Raw genomic sequence first — 4,705 nt, 5'->3', positions numbered from 1 at the left:
CGGTGCGAAACAGAATTGTGATTATACAAGAGTGATGCTTAAAGGGGGCTGAATAATTAGTAGAAAAATGAGGAGTTCTTAAACAAAGAAAAATTCACAAAAAGGGTAAAATTTTAAAGAAACGCCAAATGTAAAAGCGAGGAAATTTAAAAGTAATCAAACCCAGTATAGCTTCTATATACAAAATTCTACATTTTAAAATTTCCTCATAATTTAAAATTTCTTCGAAATTTCTAAAATTCTAATACGCCATCAGCTTCGCGCCGAACGCGCCGCGAACCAAACTCTCGCTTTTATTTGCTAGCTTATCTATCATCTTCTCATACGCCGAAGGCTCCTGCCAGATCGGATCTGCTACGCCGCTAGCCTTTACGAGCGCGCTTTTGGCGTCCTCCAAAGAGCCCACTTCGTCGATGAGCCCGACGCCTTTGGCACCGCTAGCCAAAAATACTCGCGCATTCGCCCACGTATCGCGCTTCCTAAGATCCAGCGAGCGCGCCTGCGCCACCTCGCGCGTAAATAGCTCGTAGCTCTCATCCACCAGAGCTTGCAGGCTTGCGCGCTCCGCGTCGCTCCATTTTCGCATCATCGTGCCCGCTTCTTTGAGCTCGCCCGCTTTGACGATCTGTTCGGCAAAGCCTAATTTAGCTGCAGCTTCGCTCACATCAAGCCCCTGCATGATCACGCCAATGGAGCCGATGAAGCTGCCCGGGTTTGCATAAATTTTACTTGCCCACACTCCGCCTAGGTAGCTGCCGCTCGCCATCGTGCCCTTGGCGTAGGCGACGACCGGCTTGCGCGAGTTTAGAGACTTGATCGCCAGCGAAATTTCTACGCTAGGGCTTAGCGCGCCGCCGGGGCTGTCGATCAGCAGAAGCACCCCCTTAATCGCCTCGTCGTTTTTCAGAGTTTCGATCTTTTCCAAAATTTCGCTATCGTCCATTATCGCGCCGCTTAGCGAAAGCTGAGCGAGATTCGCACCCTTTTGTTGCGCGCTTTCGCCGCCAGCAAAAATCAAAAACAAAATAAGCAGAAAAATCAGGGATTTAAAGTATTTGTTGATAAACCCAAGCACGGCGCCGATCGGCGCAAAGATATTTTTTAGAAATTGCATTTCATTCCTTCGATAAAAAGTGATTTTGCATTTTTGCTCTGCAAAATGAGCTGTAGCGCCAGCTGGCTCTGCTCGCACTCAATGCCTTCAAAAACGGCGATGTCGGCGAGCTTGCCTGCTTTCAGCTCGCCCAAATTTAGCCCAAGTGCCGCAGCAGCGTTTCTCGTCGCGCCTAAAAGTAACGCCCGCGCCAGCTCTGCCAAACCCAGCTCGTCGTGCATCATTAAATTTGCGCGCAGCTCGTCTAAAAAGCTTAGACTGAAATTTGAGCTAAGCCCGTCGGTAGCGATGTTGTAATTAAGCCCGCTTGCGAGCAGCTTTTTAAAGCTCAGCCGCTTTTTGCTAAGCAGGCGGTTGGAGCGCGCGCAGTGCGTGATCGAGTGAAGCTTCGGATCAAAGATGCTAAAATCATCCACCCAAACGCAATGCGTAAAAAGCGTGCGAAGCCCGTTAAAATGCGCTACGAAGCTCTGCGGCGAGTAAAGAGGCGCGGGCGTTGGGTCAAATTTAGCAAGCCAGGCTTTAAATTTGCCGCGACCCGTGCGCAGCCACTGCCGCTCATACGCGCTCTCCATAAAATGCGTGCTTATAGCAAGTCCGTTTTCGCGGGCAAGCTTCGTCGCAAACTCCGTAATCTGCGGGTGCGCCGAGTACGGCGAGTGCACCGACACGGCGGGGATAAAAAGCGAGCTTGCGAGCGCCTTTGCGCGCTCAAATCGCTGCTTAAATTTCAAAATATTCTCCGCCGCAGCATCCTTGCTCGCGCCTAAAATTTCATTGAAAAACACGGTTCTAATGCCGCTTTGCGCGCAAGCTTCAGCCTCGCCGCCGAAGCTTGAAATTTCGCCGATCGTACCCACGCCGCTTCGCATCATCGCGGCGATCTGCTCCAAAATCAATCGTCCGCGTGCCGCGGCATCCAGCTGCTGCCTTGAGGCGATGACGCTGCCTAGCCACTCCAAAAAATCGCCGTAGCGCAGCGTGCCTTTGTTTGCGCTAAATTCCAAATGCACGTGCGGATTTATAAACGCAGGCATCGCTATATCGCCGCTAAAGTCTAAAATTTCGGCTTGCGGGTATTTGCGCGCCGCACTCGCAAAGGCGCAGACCTCGATTATCTTCTCGTCAAAGACGATCGCGCCATCTTTTAAAATTTTAAAATTCTCATCGCAAACAAGAACCCACTTCGCCCTTAAAATTCTCATCGTTTTCCTTATCTAAAACAGCGCGTGATTTTAGCATAAAATTCTCTTCCGTGCTAAATTTAGAGATAAAATTTTAGCGACCGGGCTTGAACGGGCAAATTTAGCGCCATAGTAAAAAATAAGCTCGCTTTGGTTATAATTTTTGCTTAAATTTCAAAACAAGGACGTAAAAATGAAAATTATGGTGATTCAAGGACCGAATATCAATATGCTTGGTATGCGCGAGCCCGCTATTTACGGGGTTATGAAGATGGAGGACATCCATAAACAGATGAAGGCGGTCGCCGATCAGAGCGGCAACGAGATCGAGTTTTTCCAGAGCAATTTCGAAGGCGAGATCGTCGATAAGATCCAAGAGTGCTTCGGCACTTGCGACGGCATCATCATCAATCCCGCCGCCTACACGCACACTTCGCTCGCTATCCGCGATGCGCTCGCCGCAGTCAGTCTGCCTGTGATCGAGGTGCATATCTCAAACATCGCTCGCAGGGAGGAGCTTAGACAAAAAAGTCTAATAGCGCCCGTTGCTGCGGGTCAGATAATCGGGTTTGGCCCCGTGGGATACCATCTGGCGATGATCGGAATGATTCAAATTTTTGAGCAGATCAAAGCCGCCAGAGCCGAGCAGAAAGCCAAATAAGTTTGGGATTAAATTTGAAAAATTTTATCTTAAAGGACGAAAACGCTGTTTACCACGAGTGCGGATACAGCTGCGACAACGCGATATTTTTGAGCTTTGCGGGGCGCAAATTTTTCCTCACCGATGCGCGTTATAGCATCGAAGCGCGCGAGCTTTGCCAAGATACCAAAGTGATCGAGGTCGAGCGAAATTTGATAAAAGACGCGCGGCTGTTTTTGCGAAAAGCGGGCGTTGCTGAGCTTAGCTACAACCCGTACGATTTTGCCGCGGGCGAGTGGGAGGCGCTAAGCAAAGGGCTTGGGATAAGATTTAAGGCGCGGGCGAATTTTTCGCAAATTTCGCGCATAATAAAATCAGAGGATGAGATAAAAATTTTAAAGCAAGCGGCGCAGCTGGGCGCGGAAAGATTTGACGAATTTGCCGCCTTCGTGCGCGAAAACGGCGAAGGGATGAGCGAAGAGGAGCTGTTTTTTAACGCCGAGCTCATCTTTAAGAAAAAAGGCGAGCTCGCGCTTAGCTTTTCGCCTATCGTCGCGATCAACGAAAACGCCGCAAAGGCGCACGCTCTGCCCGGTAAAAAACGTTTGCGACAGGGCGATTTACTCCTGCTTGACGCGGGGATTAAATTTAACCGTTACTGCTCCGATAGGACGCGCACGGCGTACTTTGACGAAAATTTTAACTTCAGCAAGGAGCAAAATTTTAAAAACGGCAAACGGCAAGAAATTTACGAGATCGTAAAAGAAGCGCAAGCTCTGGCGATCGCGGCGGTTATGCCCGGTAAAAAGGCGAGCGAGATCGATGCGGCGGCTAGGGATTTTATCGCCGCTCAGGGCTTTGGCGAAGCATTTTTTCACAGCACCGGACACGGCGTCGGAGTCGATATCCACGAGCTTCCGTTCATCTCAAAGCGCGGAGATACCGTGCTAAAAGAGGGCATGGTCTTTAGCGTGGAACCGGGGATTTACTTGCCGGGCGAGTTTGGCGTGCGCATCGAGGACGTCGTGGTCGTGCGCGAAAACGGGGCTGAAATTTTATGAGAGTAGCTCGGGTGAACATGCAACTTAAGAAAAACGAATTTTACGAGTGCGCGGACGCGCTGTGCGTCGTAAAAAGCGCCGTTTTTCCGATGAGGCGCCGCGAGCGCGGAAATTTTAAAAATTTATACCTACTTGGACTCGGCGGGAATTTAGGAGATGTCAGGCGACGCTTCGAGCGATTTTATCGCACTTTACAAAGCGATACGCGCTTTTTCGTAGCGCAAAATTCCTTGATTTTAAAAAACAAGCCGTTCGGCTTTTTGCGGCAAGAAAATTTTTTAAACGCCGTGATGCTCGTGCAAAGCTCGCTCTGGCCCAATCCGATGCTAAAAATAATGCAGCGCGCAGAGCTACGATTTGGGCGCAAAAGAAGCTTCAAAAACGCGCCGCGCACGCTGGACGTGGATATTTTATACGCAAGCGCGAAGGTGCGTGCCTGCGAGCGGCTGATGCTGCCGCATCCGGGTGCCTGCGAGCGCATAAGCGTGATTTTGCCGCTTGGAGAGATGAAATTTAAAAGAGGACTGATATGCAAAATAAAATCGTAAATTTTTTAAGCGCCAAAGGCGGGGTCGGCAAGAGCGTGATCGTGGCGAATTTCGGCGAAATTCTAAGTGAGATAGGCTACCGAACGGCGATCATCGAAGCGCCAAATTTAAACAATCAGGAGATCATCTTAAACGCTTTGCAAAGAAAGAGGACTTCG

At 49.8% G+C, this 4,705-nt stretch carries 5 protein-coding genes and 1 pseudogene; 4 read left to right on the top strand and 2 right to left on the bottom strand.

What is annotated here, in order from left to right:
* Positions 1-241: 241 nt before the first annotated feature.
* Positions 242-1,114 carry a signal peptide peptidase SppA gene (gene sppA, locus Q0198_RS00955; protein ID WP_297893962.1) on the bottom strand — a complete coding sequence of 291 codons (873 nt, stop codon included), beginning with the start codon at positions 1,112-1,114 and terminating at the stop codon, positions 242-244.
* Positions 1,102-2,319 (bottom strand): metal-dependent hydrolase, encoded by a 1,218-nt coding sequence (locus tag Q0198_RS00950; RefSeq protein WP_297893960.1) that lies wholly within the window; start codon positions 2,317-2,319, stop codon positions 1,102-1,104. The genes sppA and Q0198_RS00950 overlap by 13 nt, the downstream gene beginning before the upstream one ends.
* Before the next feature lie 172 nt (positions 2,320-2,491).
* Here Q0198_RS00950 and aroQ point away from each other — a divergent pair, with 172 nt between their 5' ends.
* The 4 genes and pseudogenes from aroQ to Q0198_RS10915 all read left to right on the top strand — a co-directional run.
* Positions 2,492-2,959, top strand: a complete 468-nt coding sequence (gene aroQ, locus Q0198_RS00945) for a type II 3-dehydroquinate dehydratase (protein ID WP_297893957.1) — start codon at positions 2,492-2,494, stop codon at positions 2,957-2,959.
* 14 nt (positions 2,960-2,973) lie between these two features.
* Positions 2,974-3,999 carry a M24 family metallopeptidase gene (locus Q0198_RS00940; protein WP_297893955.1) on the top strand — a complete coding sequence of 342 codons (1,026 nt, stop codon included), beginning with the start codon at positions 2,974-2,976 and terminating at the stop codon, positions 3,997-3,999.
* Positions 4,000-4,016: 17 nt separating this feature from the next.
* Positions 4,017-4,547, top strand: a complete 531-nt coding sequence (gene folK / locus Q0198_RS00935; RefSeq protein ID WP_297893967.1) for a 2-amino-4-hydroxy-6-hydroxymethyldihydropteridine diphosphokinase — start codon at positions 4,017-4,019, stop codon at positions 4,545-4,547.
* Positions 4,529-4,705, top strand: a pseudogene (locus Q0198_RS10915) (hypothetical protein); the annotation flags it as partial. The gene folK and the pseudogene Q0198_RS10915, both read left to right, overlap by 19 nt.

It is taken from the genome of uncultured Campylobacter sp. (genome assembly GCF_938045205.1).
In the GTDB taxonomy this organism is placed as follows: Bacteria; Campylobacterota; Campylobacteria; order Campylobacterales; family Campylobacteraceae; genus Campylobacter_B.
Note: the sequence above shows the minus strand (reverse complement) of the source record. Positions and strands in the feature narration are given on the sequence as shown.

What these genes read in the sequence shown, in the direction of transcription:
- Q0198_RS00950 (WP_297893960.1), bottom strand. Translation starts at nt 2,319, where the DNA reads ATGAGAATTTTAAGGGCGAAGTGGGTTCTTGTTTGCGATGAGAATTTT.
- folK (WP_297893967.1), top strand. Translation starts at nt 4,017, where the DNA reads ATGCAACTTAAGAAAAACGAATTTTACGAGTGCGCGGACGCGCTGTGC.
- aroQ (WP_297893957.1), top strand. Translation starts at nt 2,492, where the DNA reads ATGAAAATTATGGTGATTCAAGGACCGAATATCAATATGCTTGGTATG.
- sppA (WP_297893962.1), bottom strand. Translation starts at nt 1,114, where the DNA reads ATGCAATTTCTAAAAAATATCTTTGCGCCGATCGGCGCCGTGCTTGGG.